Origin of the sequence: Variovorax sp. OV329 (assembly GCF_900114785.1) — a bacterium.
Classification (GTDB): Bacteria; Pseudomonadota; Gammaproteobacteria; order Burkholderiales; family Burkholderiaceae_C; genus Variovorax.
Map to the genome: position 1 here is coordinate 120,841 of NZ_FOUG01000002.1, position 13,549 is coordinate 134,389.

Sequence of the window (13,549 nt, forward strand, 5' to 3'; positions counted from 1 at the left end):
CGAACGGCGTTGTACCAGCGTGGAGCAGTCGGCGCCGTCGCCGGCTGGGCTTGCTTCCCCAGAATGCCGGCCCCCGACATCCTGTTGCTGGCCTCCACGATGCTCACGCCTTCTGCGCAGCTGTGGACATCCGACAAGAGGCTTCTCGGCTTGGCAGTGCGCTTCAACCGCGCTTATCAGCCCGAGCTGCACTGACCGGCACGACGAGACGCTGCTTCACGCGAAGACGCCACGCAGCGACCCGGACTCACGCGCTCTCAGCACACCTCTGGCTGGATGAGTCCATGCCGAAGGGCCAGGTGCGCCATGGCCGCCGTGGTGCACAGGCCCAGCTTTTCCTTGATCAGGCTCTGGTGGTTCGACACCGTCTTGCGGCTCAGGTGCAGCGAGCGCGCGCAGTCCTCCGGCGAATCGCCGCGCGAGAGCAGCCGGAAGATCTCGAACTCGCGCTGCGTCAACGACGCCAGCGGCTGCGCCGGGGTGACGCCCTGCTGGAGAAGCTGCGATGGCAGGCCCGGGCTGAGATAGCGGCGGCCCGCCATCACCGCGTGGACCGCATCGATGAGGCACTCGGGCGCACTGCTCTTGGAGACGAAGCCCCGCGCGCCGGCCTCCAGCACCCTGCGCACCATCAACTCGCTGTCGTGCATGCTGAAGACCAGCGTGCGCGCTCGCTTGCGGCATGCGCTCGCGCAAACGCCGGATCAACTCCAGCCCGCTGCTGCCGGGCATGGACAGGTCGGTGATGGTGAGGTCCGGTGCCTGCGCGGCAAAGAGTGCGCAGCCTTCGTCCGCGTGGCCGGCCTGCGCCACCACCTGCATGTCGCCTTCAAGCTCCAGCAGGTGGCGGTAGCCGGCCCGCACCACCGGGTGGTCGTCGACGAGCAGCAGGCGGATCACGCGCGGCCCCTTCCCCGCTTCACCCGGCGCCCGGCCTGGTGACCCAGGCCATGCACCAGCCTTCCGCCGCGATCTGCTTGCGGCCGAACATGGCGCAGCCGGCCCAGGGTTCGGTGGCCGCGCCCTGCCACATCGAGCAGTTCACGCAGCGCTGGGCCGCCGTGTGCTTCGGGTACTTCTTCGCATCGTTGCGGGCAGCAGTGCCGCGATGCAGCCGCCGGCCATCGTGCGGCCCGCGAAGGACCTGCGCGTCATGGCGAGGGCCCGGCCTTCGTCGATGTGGCTCATGTCCCTGCCCCGCTTCAGTTGGCCGCGACGCGGGTGGCGCCGCCCGCTTGCGCAGTCTTCGCGGTCCGCGAGCTGCCGCTGGCGCCCGGGATCTTGAAGACCCACACCATGCCGCCCTGCTCCAGCAGGTTGACCTTCTTGGCCACCTCGCCGCCCCACAGCGGCACCGCGCCGCCCCAGCCCGAGACCACGCTCACGTACTGCTCGCCACCCTGCATCCAGGTCACCGGCGGCGCGACCACGCCCGAGCCGGTCTGGAACTCCCAGACCACCTTGCCGGTCTTTGCGTCGGCTGCCTTCAGGTAGCCCTCGGGCGTGCCCCACAGCACCAGGTTGCCGCCCGTGGTGAGCACGCCGCCCCACAGCGGCGCGGTGTTCTTCACTTCCCAGGCCATCTTGCCGGTCTTGGGGTCGATGGCGCGCAGCGAACCGATGTAGTCCTCGTTCAGCGGCTTGATGGTGAAGCCGGCGCCCAGGTAGGCCGCGCCCTTCTTGTACGCGACCGGCTCATTCCAGATGTCCATGCCCCACTCGTTGGCCGGCACGTAGAACATCTTCGTGTCGGGGCTGTAGGCCATCGGCATCTGGTTCTTGCCGCCCAGGAAGCCGGGCGCGGCGAACACCGGCTTGCCCTTGTTGCCCTCCGGCGATGCGGTGGGGTCGCCGGGCCGGTTGTCGGCGATGAAGTTGGGCCGCCCGGTCTTCAAGTCGATGCTGCTGGCCCAGGTCACCTTCTTGACGAAGGGAAAGGCGTTGACCAGCTTGCCTGTGCTGGCGTCGTTGACGTAGAAGAAGCCGTTGCGGTCGGCCTTGCCGCCCACGCGCCGGCCGTCCATGTCGAAGGTGACGAACTCGTTGACGCCGTCGAAGTCCCAGCTGTCGTTGGGCGTGCTCTGGTAGCTCCACTTGATCTGGCCGGTCTTCACGTCGATGGCCACGGTGGAGCACGAGTAGAGGTTGTCGCCCTCGCGCAGGTGGCTGTTCCAGGGTGCCGGGTTGCCGGTGCCGAAATACGCCAGGCCGGTCTTGGCGTCGTAGGTGCCGCCCAGCCAGGTCGCCGCGCCGCCGGTCTTCCACAGGTCCCCCGGCCAGCTCTTGTTGACGGTGCCGGAGACGCCGTTCTCCTTCTTGTTGCCGTCCTTGTCGTAGACGTAGCCCATGTGGCCTTCGACGGTGGGGCGCGTCCACAGCAGCCTGCCGGTCTTCGGGTCGCGCGCCTCGACGCGGCCGACCACGCCGAACTCGCCGCCCGACACGCCGGTGAGCATCACGCCCTCGGCAATGATGGGCGCGGCCGTGGCCGAGTAGCCGGCGGCGTAGTCGTCGATCTTCTCCTTCCACACCACGTCGCCGGTGTTCTGGTCGAGCGCGACGAGTTGGGCATCCAGCGTGGCGAAGATGACCAGGTTGTCGTAGAGCGCCGCCCCGCGGTTGACCACGTCGCAGCAGGGCATGATGCCTTCCGGCAGGCGGTGCTCGTACTTCCACAGCTTCTTGCCGGTGGCGGCGTCGAGCGCGTAGATGCGCGAGTAGGAGGCGGTCACGAACATCTTGCCGTTCATGATCACCGGCTGCGACTCCTGCCCGCGCTGCTTCTCGCCGCCGAAGGAGAAAGCCCACACCGGCAGCAGCTTCGCGGCGTTGCCGGTGTTGATCTGCTTGAGCGGCGAATAGCGCTGGCCCTGGGTGTTGATGCCCCAGGTGAGGACGTTGCCCTTGGCGGTGGCCTCGGACTGGATCATCCGGTCCGTGACCTGCGCGTTCGCCGCGCTTGCGGCCAGACCAGCCGCGACGAGGGCGGCCGAAAGCTTCAGTTGCATGGTGTCTCCTTGCGGGGTGGATCGTGGTTGGCGAGAGCGCTCGAGATGCGCGCCCTCCACGGACCCAGGGGGCAAGGGCCATGCCATGCGACTGGAGCCCCAGCCACCGTGCGAATGGCCCGCTATCGCCCTTCGGCGTGCGGGTTTTCCCGTTGGGTTGCTACAGGGTTGAACAGTGGTTGCACGATACGGGCGTGACATCGCGCCACAGTGAAGCGGCCGGGAACGCCGGCGCCCGGCATCGCATCCAATGGGCGGAGAACCCATGCAAGACCTGCAACACGCACCACCCGCGGCCCCGACCGGCATGCCGCAGGACACCGAACTGGCGGCCCGCGCCGCCGCCGGCGACGCCGGTGCCTTCGAATGCATCATGCGGCGCCACAACCGCCTGCTGTTCCGCACTGCGCGCAGCATCCTCCGAAGCGACGCCGAAGCGGAGGACGCGCTGCAGGATGCCTACCTGCGCGCCTGGCGGGCGGTGGGCAGCTTCCGTGCCGACGCCAAACTCTCGACCTGGCTGGTGCGCATCGTGATGAACGAGGCCCTCGGGCGGGTGCGGCGGCGCGATGCACAGGTCATTCCCCTGGATGCCGCCATGAACTCGACCGAACCCGAGACCCAGGCCTCGCTCACCGCCGATCCCGACCGGCAGCCCGAGCGCGTGGCCATGCGCGCCGAGATCCGCAAGCTGATGGAGGCACGCATCGACCTGCTGCCCGAGGCTTTCCGCAGCGTGTTCATGCTGCGCGCCGTGGAGGAGATGTCGGTCGAGGACGTCGCTCAGGCGCTGGCGATCCCGCAGGCCACGGTGCGCACCCGCTTCTTCCGTGCCCGCAGCTTGCTGCGCGAAGGGCTGACGAGCGAGATCGACACGGCGCTGGGCGATGCCTTCGCCTTCGACGGCGCGCGCTGCGACCGCATCGTGGCCAGCGTGATGGCGCGGGTCGGGTCCGAAACGTAGACCAGGGTGCAGGCCCGCATCGGCGCGGCGGGAACGTGGCGAAGAGCCACTCCATCGAATGGGCAGGGTCGATCTGATCCGCCCACCTTCCATGGAGATTGCCACATGTCATTCCTTCAGATGCCTCACCCTGCCGCGGCACGCCGCATCTTCCTGGGCCGCACCGGCGGCCTCGCACTCTCCGGCGTGGCGGTCGCGCTGCTGGCCGGCAAGGACGCGCTCGCCGCGCAGCAGGCCGGCAGTGACGGCGGCGGTGCGCCGCAGGACATCCAGATCCTGAACACCGCGCTGGGCGCGGAGCTCGAGGCCATTGCCGCCTACCAGCTCGGCGCCGAAAGCAAGCTGCTGCAAAAGCCGGTGCTGGACCTCGCCGCGACCTTCCAGGGCCATCACAAGGAGCACGCCCAGGTGTTGGCCAGGACGGTGGAGAAACTCGGTGGCAAGCCGGTGCTCGCCAGGTCCAGCTACGACTTTCCCGTGGCCCAGCTGAAGTCGCAGGCCGACGTGCTGCGTTTCGCGGCCAAGCTGGAGCAAGGCGCCGTGAGCGCCTACCTGGGGGCTGTTCCCCTGTTCGGCAACCGCGACCTGTCCAAGGCAGCGGCCAGCATCCTGGGCGACGAAGCCATGCACTGGGCCGTGCTGCGCAATGCGCTGGGCGAGGCGCCGGTGCCCTCGGCCTTCATGTCATGAGCGGCTGGCTGCCTGCCGCTGCGCTGCTCCTCGTCGTCGCCGGTGCGGCGCAGGCCGCGCCCGATCAGCTCGTGCATGGCGAGCAGGTCTACGCGCGCTGCCTGGCATGCCATGCACTCGCCTACGACCGCGTCGGGCCGCACCACTGCGGGCTGCTGGGCCGGCGCGCCGGCAGCGTCTCCGGTTTCCCCTACTCCGAGGCGATGAAGGATTCGCGCATCACCTGGGACGAGAAGACGCTGGACCGATTCCTGGCGAAGCCCACGACGGCCGTGCCGGGCACCTCGATGACCTATGACGGCGTGCCGGACGCGAAGGACCGCGGCGACCTGATCGCCTACCTGCGCCATGCGAACGCGTCGTCCGAGTGCCGGCCGCCGGGAAGCGCGCAGCGTTGAAGTGGCCAGGCCCTCAGGCTGATTGGGCGTCGGGCGCCAGGAAGCGGACGCGGCCCGTCTGCAGTTCGTACACGGCGCCGACCAGCTGCATCAGGCCCTCCTGCTCGCGCGCCTGCGCCTCGGGCGTCGCGCGCAGGCTGGCCACGGTGTGGCGCACGTTCGCCTCCACGGCCTGCTGGAGCAGTGTCTCGGGCGGCTGCGACACATCCAGTCCGGCCAGTGCCGGCGTGATCTGCTCGAGCAGCAGCTCGATCCGGCTTCTGTGCTGTGCGGCGTGGAAGTGCGTGCCGATGGCGGCCTCCACGGCGCCGCATCCCTCATGCCCGAGCACGACGAACAGCGGTGTCTTCAGGTGCGCGCCCGCGTACTGCAGCGTGCCCAGGATGGCGGGCCCCAGGACGTTGCCCGCCACGCGGATCACGAACAGTTCGCCGAAGGAGGCATCGAAGACCAGCTCGGGCGGCACGCGGCTGTCGCTGCAACCCAGGATGGTCGCGTAGGGCCGCTGCCCCTTGGCGAGCTCGGCCAGGATTTCCTTCTGCACCGTCGGAAAACGCGCCCGCCCCTGCACGAAGCGCTCGTTGCCTTGCTGCAGACGTGCAAGCGCCTCTACGGCAGTGGGCAGGGGCTGGTGGGATTCCATGGATCGACAATCGGCGTGGTTCCGCACCATAGAAGTCGCGGTCGAGCCGTGTCAATCGGGGGCATCTTGGGGTGCGGGCGTTCCGGTCGGCCCGAAGGTGCGAACTGTTGTTTTCTGGACGCCAGACCGGGCGGACGCTCCGGCTGGGGAGAGAACCCAGTGCCTGCGACACGGGGCGTCCCCATAATGGCTGCGGGGAATGGCATCGCTACTCACGGAGGAGAGATGGACAAGTCAAGCATCGACATGCCCGGCGAACCCAGGATCGAGCTCACGCAGCGAAACGCGTCGGCGCTCATGGACGTTTTCATCCGTGCCGGCCTGGTGCTGGCACTGGCGCTCCTGTGCTACCGGATCTTCGCGCCCTTCCTGATCCTCATGGTCTGGTCGCTGATCCTGGCCGTGACGCTCTACCCCATGCACCAGTCGCTGGCGCGCAGGATGGGCGGCCGGCAAGGCCTGGCCGCCACCCTGGTCGTGCTGGCCGGGGTCGTGCTCATCCTCGTGCCGACCACGGTGCTGATGAGCTCCTTCGGCGACACGGTCCGGCAGCTGGTGCACGACGTGCAGAACAACACGCTGCGCATTCCCGAGCCGCGACCGGCCGTGGCGCAGTGGCCGGTGGTGGGCGAGCGGGTGTTCGCGCTCTGGTCGCAGGCGCATACCGACCTGCCCGCGCTGGTGCAGTCGCTGCAGCCCAAGATCGGCGAGCTGGCACGCACGGCCCTGGGCGTGGTCGCCGGCATCGGCGGCGGGCTGCTGATGTTCCTGGGCGCGATCATCGTGGCGGGCATCGTCATGGCCTTCGGCCAGGCTGGTACGCGCGGCATGCGGGCCATCTTCGTGCGCATCATCGGACCGGCGCGGGGCGCGGAATTCGCTGCCCTCTCCACCGCGACCATCCGTGCGGTGGCGCAGGGCGTGATCGGCGTGGCATTCATCCAGGCGATCCTGGTGGGCCTGTGCCTGCTGGTGGCCGGCGTGCCCTGGCCCGGGGTGCTGGCGGCCATCGTGCTGGTGCTGGGCATCGCGCAGGTGCCGGCGATCATCGTCACGCTGCCGGCCATCATCTGGCTGTGGACCGGCTCGGACCACGGCACCGGCGCGGCAACGCTCTACAGCATCCTGCTCTTCGTGGCGGGCATGGCGGACAACGTGCTCAAGCCGCTGATGCTGGGCCGCGGCGTGGACGCGCCCATGCCGGTCATCCTTATCGGCGCGCTGGGCGGCATGGCCACCGCGGGCATCCTGGGCATGTTCGTGGGCGCCACTCTGCTGGCGCTGGGCTACCAGATCTTCATGGGCTGGGTGGAGGCCAACCCCGCGGCCGCACGGGCAGCAATGCCAGGACCGCAGGACGGCCCGCCGACAGCCGGCCAATAGGATGCTTCGCTTGCCGCGCCTGACTGGCCGCTGGCTTGCCGGAATTGCCTGCAGCCTGATGCAGGGCGGCTGCACCGTGCTGGGCCCGGACTTCAGTTCGCCGACGGTGCCGTGGCTCCCCGCGTGGTCGAGCAGCGCGCAGCAGGCGCTGCCGGCCGATCCGAAGGCCAAGGCCCAGCCCGACCTCGACGCCTGGTGGACGAACTTCGATGACCCGGTGCTCACGCAGCTGGTGGCGCAGGCGCAGCGGCAGAACACCGGCGTGCGCATCGCCGGCATGCGCATCCTCGAATCGCGCGCCCTGCTGGGCATCGCGGGCAGCGGCCTCTATCCCCAACTGCAGGAGGTCTCGGCCTCCGCCCTGCGCACGGGCCAGCGGCAGTCGCGCGGCACCGACAGCGCCTTCTGGAGCGCGGGCGCTGGCTTCGACATCGCCTGGGAGATTGATTTCTGGGGCAAGTACCGGCGCGGCATCGAGTCGGCGGATGCGGCCTACTTCGCGAGCATCGCGCAGTACGACGACATGCAGGTGCTGGTGGCGGCGCAGGCGGCCAGCCTCTATGGCAGCATCCGCACCACCGAGCAGCGGCTCTACATCTCGCACGAGAACGCGGCCATCCAGAAGCGCAGCCTGGAGATCACGCAGAACCTCTTTCGCAGCGGCAACGAATCCGAGCTGGACGTGCAGCAGGCGCGGTCCCAGTACCTGGGCACGCTGGCCACCATTCCGGACCTGGAAAGCGCGCTGCGCCAGACGCACAACGCGCTGAACGTGCTGCTTGCCCGTCCTCCCGGGCCCTTGCCCGAGCTGGAGGTCGGCCGCGGCAAGATCCCGCAGGCCTCGCTGGGCCTGATCGTCGAAGTGCCGGCCGAGCTGCTGCGGCGCCGGCCGGACGTGCGCGCCGCGGAGATGCTGCTGGCGGCGCAATCTGCGCAGATCGGCATCAGCGAGGCCGCGCTCTACCCCTCGATCGCGCTGGGCGGCTCCATCGGCCTGTCGGCCACCTCGCTGGCGGCGTCGCCGAGCACCCTGTCGTGGGCAGTGGGACCGGCCCTGGTGTGGAACGTGTTCGACCACGGCCGGCTGAGCAACCAGGTGCTGGTGCAGGACGCGCGCTTCCAGCAGCTGAACGAGCAGTACCAGGACACGGTGCTGCGTGCCGCCCGCGAGACGGACGACGCCGCGGTCGCCTTCGCCAGCAGCCGCACGCAGGTGGACATCCTGCAGGAAGCGGTGCGCGCGGCGCGGCGCTCGCTGGACATCGCCAACATTCAGTACCAGGAAGGCCTGATCGACTTCCAGCGCGTGCTCGATTCCCAGCGCACCTTGTTCAGCCAGCAGGAACGGCTGGTGAGCACCCAGGGCAGCGTGGTGCAGAACCTGGTGGCGCTGTACAAGGCGCTGGGCGGCGGCTGGCAGGCGGGCCGAGAGCTGCCGCTGCTGGACGAGGACACCCGCCGCACCTTGCGCGCACGCAGCGACTGGAAGACGCTGATCGACGATCCCCTGCCGCCACCGGCGGCGCAGCTGCAGCCGCCGCGGCGGCACAGGACGCCATGAGTCAGAACACCGCCCCTCCTCCGCCCGCCGATCCGCCGCCCGGGTCGCCGTCCGATTCGCAGGCGCCCAAGACCGGCACCGGCACGCGCATCGGCGCGCTGGTGCTCGTGGCTCTCATCGTCGGCAGCCTGCTCATCTACTTCGTCGGCGACCGCCTCACGCCCAGCACCTCGCAGGCGCGCGTGCAGGCCTTCGTGGTGCCGGTGGCCGCCGAGGTGGCCGGCAAGGTGCTGTCGGTGAATGTGCGCGACAACGACGAGGTGCTCCCAGGGCAGGTGCTGCTGGACATCGACCCCGAGCCCTTCCGCATCGCACTGCGCCGGGCACGGGCCGACCATGAATCCGTGCGCCGCTCGGTGCTGGGCTCCGAGGCCGGCGTGGACGCAGCGCGCGCTGCCCTGGCCGCGGCCCAGGCCAACAGCAACATGGCCGAGCGCGACGCCCGCCGGCAGGAGCGCCTGCACGAGGAGGACCCCGGCGCCATCTCGGTGCGGCGGCTGGAGATCGCGCAGTCCACGCGCGACGAGGCGCGCAGCAAGGCCCGGCGCGCAGAGGCCGACCTGCGCAAGGCGCAGGAGGCGGCCGGCGACAGCGGCGAAGGCAACGCGCAGCTGCAGAGCGCGCGCGCGGCAGTGGAGAAGGCCGAGCTGGACCTGGCGCGCACCCGCGTGCTCGCACCGGCGCGCGGCAAGGTCACGGACCTGCGCACCGACGTCGGCCACTTCGCGCAGCCCGGCGCGCCGCTGATGACGCTGATCGCCATGCACGACCTGTGGATCAGCGCCGAGATGACCGAGAACAACCTGGGCAACATCGAGCCCGGCGACGAGGCCGCCATCGTGCTGGACGTGCAGCCGGGCCAGGTGCTCAAGGGCCGCGTGCGCAGCGTGGGCCGTGGCGTGAGCAGCGGCAAGCCGGGGTCGCCCGGCTCCCTGCCCACCGTGGAGAACAGCCGCGACTGGCTGCGGCAGGCGCAGCGCTTCCCGGTGGCCATCGAGATCGACCCGGCCGATCTGGCCCGGCTGCGCGGCGTGCAGGTGGGCGGCCAGGCCGACGTGCTGGTCTTCACCGGCGACAACCCGGTGATGAACGCGCTGGGCTCGCTCTACATGCGCGTGATGAGCTGGCTGTCCTACCTCTACTGAGAAAAGTGCCGCGCCATGACCCGCGCTGACAAGGCAAGCCTGCGCCTGACCCTCGGCCTGGGGCTGGCCACCTTCGTCGCCTACGGGGCGGCGCTGATGCTGCCCTTCGTGGTCTGCGTGATGGCGGTGCTGGTGCTTTGCAAGCCCGGGCCGCCCATGCCGCTGCTCAAGGCCGTGATCGGGGCCGTGGTACTGGCAGCGCTGATGGCCGCCGGCGTTCTGATGGTCCCCTTGCTGGAGCATTACGCGCTGGCCGGCGTGCTGCTGACGGGCGCGGTGCTGCATGCGGTGTTTCGCGTCGGGCAGGCCCGGGGCGGTGCACTGACCACGCTGCTGGTGATTGCCTTCGCGATGATCCCGGTGGCCGGCGTGGCGGACCAGGCGCTGGTGAGCGTGCTGGCCGCGACGCTGGCCGTCGGCCTGGCCGTGGGGGCGCTGGTGAGCGCGCTGTCCATCGCCCTCTTCCCGGACCCGCCGCAGCCAGCTGCACCGCCCGCACAACGCGCCGCCACCGACTCGGCCGGCTGGATCGCGCTGCGCGGCACGCTCATCGTGATGCCGGTGTTCCTGCTCGCGCTGACCAACCCGTCCTTCTACCTCGCCGCGGTGATGAAGACCGCGGCGCTGGGCCAGCAGGCCAGCGAGACCCACGCCGGCACGGCCGGCCGCGAGCTGGTCGGCTCCACCCTCATGGGCGCCTTCATCGGCATGGTGGTCTGGCTGGGCCTTTCGTTGTGGCCCAGCCTGTGGATGCTCACGCTGTGGCTGATGGCCGCCGCGCTGTGGACCGGCTCGGCCATGTTCGGCACGCGGCGCACGCGCTTCGCGCCTTCGTTCTGGAGCAATGCACTGATCACGGCGCTGATCCTGCTCGGCCCGGCCATCGAGGACAGCGCCAGCGGCAAGAGCGTGCTCGAAGGCTCGGTCATGCGCACCTGCCTGTTCGTGGGAGTGGCGCTCTACGCCACCGGCACCGTCTGGGTGCTGGAGCGCTGGAAGGCCGCGCGGTCCGAGCGAGCCCGGCGCCGTGGCCCGCAGCCTGGCTGATCGATCCGATTCATCCAACCCAAGACCAGGTCGCCCATGCGAAACCCCAAACCCCTGCGACGGCGCTTCCTCCTTGAACTCTGGCGCGGGCTTGGCATCGTCTGGCCCGTCATCTCCGCACTCCTGGTATTGATGGCCCTGCTGGGCCTTGCCGTCGGCCACCTGGAAGGGTGGCCCTGGAGCGACAGCCTGTATTTTTCCTTCGTCACGGGCCTGACGGTCGGCTATGGCGACCTGGCGCCCAAGCTGGCATGGGCACGGGGCCTGGCCATGGTGATCGGACTCTCAGGCATCGTGCTGACGGGCATCGTCGTCGCCGTCGCCGTGGAGGCACTGCGCGTGGCGCTGGACAGCGAGCAGGCAGCGCAATGACGGCCAAGAACGCAAAGCGGGTCGTCCAGGGCGCCGACCGGGTGCTGGAGCAGCTCGTCCGACGAGCGGGGATTCAGGTGGTTCACCACAGGCTCTCGAGCAGTGAGTCGAGCTTGGCCGTGGCGTTGGTGCCGAGGTCGGCGACCTCGTTGGGGTAGTTCTTCTTGAGGAGCGTGGCGACCTCGGGCAACCTTGCCCTGTCGAGATCGAAGGCACTGACGCGATCGGGCAATCCCAGTGATTTCACTACCCCGGTGATCCTGTCGGCCAGATCGACTGCCGCGCGCTTGTCACCCGGCCGTTCTGCGAAGACTTCGAGCTTGTCGCCATAGAAAGCCGCACAGGCGCGAATGACCGGCCCCAGCGTGATGCAGGAGGTCGCGCTGTGCGGCAGTCCGAAGGTCCCGCCAAGGATGTGCCCGATGCGGTGACTCAGGCCGTAGATGACCGACGCCGGGGAGAAGTAGCACTGCCACGCGGCAAGCTGGAGCTGCAGGAGGTCGTTGGCTGTGACCAGCCCCTCGTCGATGGCCTCGCGGGTTTGCATCGCCTTGGGCCACTTCTCGAGAACCCGAAGGAATCGTGCGACGCCGCTCGCGGCCATGACCGCGTGAGGGTGCTCGCCGGTGACCTTGCGCATGCCTTCGACCGCGTGGTCCATGCCCTTGATCGCCGACGACAGAAGCAGCGCGCGCGGCGTGTCGAGCACAAGCACGGGGTCGATGACGACAACCTTGGGAACAGTTTCACGGACAGCGTAGCTGCGCTTGAACTTCTGTGCGCCATCGGTCTCGGTGATGCCGAAGTAGTGAGAGAACTCGGAGCCTGACAGCGTGGTGGGAAGCGCCGCGATGGGAAGGAAGCGGCCGGTCTTCTCATGATGCAGGTGCGACACCGCCTTGGCGGCATCGAGCACGGACCCGCCGCCGAGCGCGATGATCGATTCGGCTCCGGCGTTCGTGCACGCATCGAGCCCCTTCAGTACCGCCATGTCGGGGGCATGCGCCGGAAGGTCCGTGAAGGTGCCTACACCCAGCTTCACGTTGGGCCGGACGTAGGTGTCGTACAGCTTCGCCAATGGCTCGACCGTGAAGGTGATTGCGCGATGGATTCCATAGTCCCCGAGCCGCGCCACGGTGCTTTGCAGGATGTGCTCGCCCCAGAACACGCCGTCTTGCGGCAGGCAGTTGTATTGGTTCATCTCGATCGGGCCTTTCAGATTGAGGCCCAGAAGATAGTGTCCGCGCCCTCTGCTCACAAGCCGTCAAACATCAAACGCAGCGTCCACGCCGGTGGACGATCGAGCCCTGCGCGCGCTACTGTCGATCGAATGCGGTGATGACGGGAATCTCCACGGACAGGAAGTCGACAAGCGATCGCACCGCGGGCAGCAGGCCTGTGCGAAAGGGAATCAGTGCGGATATGCGCGCATCGGCCGCCATCCAGTCGGGCAGGAGTTGCTGCAAGGCCCCGCTTTGCAGTTCCGACCTGCAGATGTAACCCGGCAGCGCGGCGATGCCCAGGTTGGCGCAGGCCGCTTCCTTGAGCGCGACCATGTTGTTGCTCTGGAATCGGGGCTCGATGGGCATCGAGATTTCCTCGCCGTCCGGCCCGCGCAACTGCCAGATCGGCGGCCCGTTGAGCACCATCGAAATGGCCATGTGCTGCGCGAGATCCTCGGGTCGTTCGGGCACGCCCATCTGCTCGAGGTACTTGGGGCCCGCGAAGAAATACCAGGGGACGTGGGAGATGGCCCGCTGCACCAGCGATGAATCCTGCAGCGGCGACGTGTGCCCGCGTATCGCGAGATCGAAACCTTCCCCGACGATGTCGACGTAACGGTCGGTTGCGATCTCGACGATCCGGACCTTCGGATGGCGATTGAGGAATATCGGCAGCAGATCCCTGAGGGCGAATTGCGCAATCTCCACAGCCGTCGTCAAGCGGATCACGCCGCTGGGCTCGGTCAGTCTCTGACGAACTGCCTCCTCGGCGATCTCCGCGCTGCGCAACGCCGCGACCGCGTACTCGTAGAACTCCTTGCCGATGTCGGTCATGCCGAACTGGCGTGAAGTCCTGTTCAGGAGACGAACGCCCAGCGAGGTCTCCAGTTCCTGAACGCGGTGGCTCAGTGTCGACTTGGGCAAGCGCAGGCTCGTGCCGGCGGCGGTGAACCCACCACGGTCGACCACCTGAACGAAATAGAAGACGTCCTTCAAGTCCAACATGCGAAGCCTGGAGAAAGGAGGCGCAACTCTGGCGGATGAGGTCGGATCAACCGATGCCCGGGCACGCATCGGTTCATCGACCCGGTCCTGCAAGCATACTGCCTGCGACC

The 13,549-nt window shown here is 68.8% G+C and carries 14 protein-coding genes and 1 pseudogene; 8 read left to right on the forward strand and 7 right to left on the reverse strand.

The genetic code is table 11. The annotated features are described in order from the left end of the window. Positions 1 to 257: 257 nt before the first annotated feature. The 4 genes and pseudogenes from BM345_RS30375 to BM345_RS03315 form a co-directional block, all read right to left on the reverse strand. Positions 258 to 650, reverse strand: coding sequence for a LuxR C-terminal-related transcriptional regulator (locus BM345_RS30375; RefSeq protein ID WP_217653956.1), 393 nt, complete (start codon positions 648 to 650; stop codon positions 258 to 260). Positions 651 to 735: 85 nt separating this feature from the next. Beyond that, positions 736 to 900 (reverse strand): annotated as a pseudogene (locus BM345_RS30835) (response regulator transcription factor); the annotation flags it as partial. A 19-nt stretch (positions 901 to 919) separates the two neighbouring features. After that, entirely contained in the window at positions 920 to 1,045 is a 126-nt protein-coding gene (locus BM345_RS30475) for a high-potential iron-sulfur protein (RefSeq protein ID WP_254789491.1), read from the reverse strand. A 157-nt stretch (positions 1,046 to 1,202) separates the two neighbouring features. After that, positions 1,203 to 3,008, reverse strand: coding sequence for a PQQ-dependent methanol/ethanol family dehydrogenase (locus tag BM345_RS03315; protein ID WP_093375535.1), 1,806 nt, complete (start codon positions 3,006 to 3,008; stop codon positions 1,203 to 1,205). 265 nt (positions 3,009 to 3,273) lie between these two features. Between BM345_RS03315 and BM345_RS03320 the strand changes: the two genes are divergently transcribed. The 3 genes from BM345_RS03320 (at position 3,274) to BM345_RS03330 (ending at position 5,060) form a co-directional block, all read left to right on the forward strand. Continuing rightward, on the forward strand, positions 3,274 to 3,972 hold the full coding sequence (locus tag BM345_RS03320; protein WP_093375537.1) for an RNA polymerase sigma factor: 699 nt from the start codon (positions 3,274 to 3,276) through the stop codon (positions 3,970 to 3,972). Between the two features lie 105 nt (positions 3,973 to 4,077). After that, a complete protein-coding gene (locus tag BM345_RS03325; protein ID WP_093375539.1) occupies positions 4,078 to 4,662 on the forward strand; it encodes a ferritin-like domain-containing protein in 585 nt (194 codons plus the stop codon). Further along, positions 4,659 to 5,060, forward strand: coding sequence for a c-type cytochrome (locus BM345_RS03330; RefSeq protein ID WP_093375541.1), 402 nt, complete (start codon positions 4,659 to 4,661; stop codon positions 5,058 to 5,060). Before BM345_RS03325 ends, BM345_RS03330 begins: the two co-directional genes overlap by 4 nt. A 13-nt stretch (positions 5,061 to 5,073) precedes the next feature. Here BM345_RS03330 and BM345_RS03335 read toward each other — a convergent pair whose 3' ends face one another. Next, the gene (locus tag BM345_RS03335; RefSeq protein WP_175544891.1) at positions 5,074 to 5,703 is read right to left on the reverse strand and encodes a carbonic anhydrase; all 630 of its coding nucleotides are present in this window, start codon (positions 5,701 to 5,703) and stop codon (positions 5,074 to 5,076) included. Positions 5,704 to 5,928: 225 nt separating this feature from the next. On the opposite strand from BM345_RS03335, the gene BM345_RS03340 reads away from it, so the two are divergent. The 5 genes from BM345_RS03340 to BM345_RS03360 are packed head-to-tail and all read left to right on the forward strand — an operon-like array spanning position 5,929 to position 11,211. Beyond that, positions 5,929 to 7,086, forward strand: a complete 1,158-nt coding sequence (locus tag BM345_RS03340) for an AI-2E family transporter (RefSeq protein WP_254789494.1) — start codon at positions 5,929 to 5,931, stop codon at positions 7,084 to 7,086. 1 nt (position 7,087) lies between these two features. Then, complete coding sequence (locus BM345_RS03345) at positions 7,088 to 8,647, forward strand: efflux transporter outer membrane subunit (RefSeq protein WP_093375545.1); 1,560 nt, start codon at positions 7,088 to 7,090, stop codon at positions 8,645 to 8,647. Then, positions 8,644 to 9,792: an HlyD family secretion protein gene (locus BM345_RS03350; RefSeq protein WP_093375547.1), complete on the forward strand. Its 1,149-nt coding sequence runs from the start codon at positions 8,644 to 8,646 to the stop codon at positions 9,790 to 9,792. The genes BM345_RS03345 and BM345_RS03350 overlap by 4 nt, the downstream gene beginning before the upstream one ends. A 15-nt stretch (positions 9,793 to 9,807) precedes the next feature. Continuing rightward, positions 9,808 to 10,839, forward strand: a complete 1,032-nt coding sequence (locus tag BM345_RS03355; RefSeq protein WP_093375549.1) for a DUF2955 domain-containing protein — start codon at positions 9,808 to 9,810, stop codon at positions 10,837 to 10,839. Positions 10,840 to 10,875: 36 nt separating this feature from the next. After that, positions 10,876 to 11,211 (forward strand): potassium channel family protein, encoded by a 336-nt coding sequence (locus BM345_RS03360; RefSeq protein ID WP_217653957.1) that lies wholly within the window; start codon positions 10,876 to 10,878, stop codon positions 11,209 to 11,211. An 82-nt stretch (positions 11,212 to 11,293) separates the two neighbouring features. On the opposite strand, the gene BM345_RS03365 is transcribed toward BM345_RS03360, so the two are convergent. Both BM345_RS03365 and BM345_RS03370 read right to left on the reverse strand, forming a co-directional pair. After that, entirely contained in the window at positions 11,294 to 12,412 is a 1,119-nt protein-coding gene (locus tag BM345_RS03365) for an iron-containing alcohol dehydrogenase (RefSeq protein WP_093375552.1), read from the reverse strand. Between the two features lie 115 nt (positions 12,413 to 12,527). Continuing rightward, positions 12,528 to 13,439 carry a LysR substrate-binding domain-containing protein gene (locus BM345_RS03370; RefSeq protein ID WP_093375554.1) on the reverse strand — a complete coding sequence of 304 codons (912 nt, stop codon included), beginning with the start codon at positions 13,437 to 13,439 and terminating at the stop codon, positions 12,528 to 12,530. Positions 13,440 to 13,549 lie beyond the last annotated feature (110 nt).

Bases quoted from the DNA above. Each gene is read 5' to 3' on its own strand.
- BM345_RS30375 (WP_217653956.1), bottom strand. From the start codon at position 650: ATGCACGACAGCGAGTTGATGGTGCGCAGGGTGCTGGAGGCCGGCGCG.
- BM345_RS03315 (WP_093375535.1), bottom strand. From the start codon at position 3,008: ATGCAACTGAAGCTTTCGGCCGCCCTCGTCGCGGCTGGTCTGGCCGCA.
- BM345_RS03320 (WP_093375537.1), top strand. From the start codon at position 3,274: ATGCAAGACCTGCAACACGCACCACCCGCGGCCCCGACCGGCATGCCG.
- BM345_RS03325 (WP_093375539.1), top strand. From the start codon at position 4,078: ATGTCATTCCTTCAGATGCCTCACCCTGCCGCGGCACGCCGCATCTTC.
- BM345_RS03330 (WP_093375541.1), top strand. From the start codon at position 4,659: ATGAGCGGCTGGCTGCCTGCCGCTGCGCTGCTCCTCGTCGTCGCCGGT.
- BM345_RS03335 (WP_175544891.1), bottom strand. From the start codon at position 5,703: ATGGAATCCCACCAGCCCCTGCCCACTGCCGTAGAGGCGCTTGCACGT.
- BM345_RS03340 (WP_254789494.1), top strand. From the start codon at position 5,929: ATGGACAAGTCAAGCATCGACATGCCCGGCGAACCCAGGATCGAGCTC.
- BM345_RS03345 (WP_093375545.1), top strand. From the start codon at position 7,088: ATGCTTCGCTTGCCGCGCCTGACTGGCCGCTGGCTTGCCGGAATTGCC.
- BM345_RS03350 (WP_093375547.1), top strand. From the start codon at position 8,644: ATGAGTCAGAACACCGCCCCTCCTCCGCCCGCCGATCCGCCGCCCGGG.
- BM345_RS03355 (WP_093375549.1), top strand. From the start codon at position 9,808: ATGACCCGCGCTGACAAGGCAAGCCTGCGCCTGACCCTCGGCCTGGGG.
- BM345_RS03360 (WP_217653957.1), top strand. From the start codon at position 10,876: ATGCGAAACCCCAAACCCCTGCGACGGCGCTTCCTCCTTGAACTCTGG.
- BM345_RS03365 (WP_093375552.1), bottom strand. From the start codon at position 12,412: ATGAACCAATACAACTGCCTGCCGCAAGACGGCGTGTTCTGGGGCGAG.
- BM345_RS03370 (WP_093375554.1), bottom strand. From the start codon at position 13,439: ATGTTGGACTTGAAGGACGTCTTCTATTTCGTTCAGGTGGTCGACCGT.